Below are 713 nucleotides of genomic sequence, written 5' to 3' on the forward strand. Positions count from 1 at the left end.
CTCACCGGAAGTCGCAGGTCAGGTCACGAATTCCGCATTGGTGATCGCATGGTGGTCGCAGTCGGCCATCCAGACGTGAAATCTGTAGCCTCGCGGGCTGATCGAGAAAGTCAGGACCGCAGGAAGCAGGCGAAAATGCGCAGTTCGGGGCGGCGGCGGGGCCGGGTCTACCGTCGGTGCGGGTGCCGTGACGCGGCTCGGCGTCAGCTCGGCGCCGGATGCCCGCGCCTGGTCGAGGAGGGGCACGGCACATGGACCTTCGCCGTCGACATCCCCTCGCTGAGCGGTCGCAGGCGCACGGTACGGCGCGGTGGTTTCGAGGACGGCTTCGCCGCCGAGAGCGCGCTGCGGCGCTTCCTCGAGGGCCGCCGGCTGGGGTTCGACGCCGACCCGCACGAGACGGTGGCCGCCTACCTGACCAAGTGGCTGAAGTCGATGGAGTTCCTGCTCAAGCCCACCACGTACGCCCGCTACCGCACCTATGTGCTCTGCGAGTTGATCCCCGTGTTCGGCAAGCTGCGCCTGGAGGAACTCGCCCACGATCACATCGCCGCCTACGCGCACGAGCAGCTCGAATCCGGCCGCGGCCGCCAGGCCGTCTACCACTGCCTGGCCACGCTCTCCAGCGCCCTGGGCAGCGCCGTCCGCACCCACCGGCTCCCCTTCAACGCGGCCCAGCCCCTGCCCATGCGCCGGCCCCGCGCCGACGAGCG

The 713-nt window shown here is 70.1% G+C and carries 1 pseudogene; it reads left to right on the forward strand.

Annotated elements, in window-relative coordinates:
* Positions 1 to 135 precede the first annotated feature (135 nt).
* Positions 136 to 713 (forward strand): annotated as a pseudogene (locus OO57_RS37945) (N-terminal phage integrase SAM-like domain-containing protein); the annotation flags it as partial.

The organism is Kitasatospora phosalacinea, from assembly GCF_000717185.1.
GTDB classification, from domain to species: domain Bacteria; phylum Actinomycetota; class Actinomycetes; order Streptomycetales; family Streptomycetaceae; genus Kitasatospora; species Kitasatospora phosalacinea_A.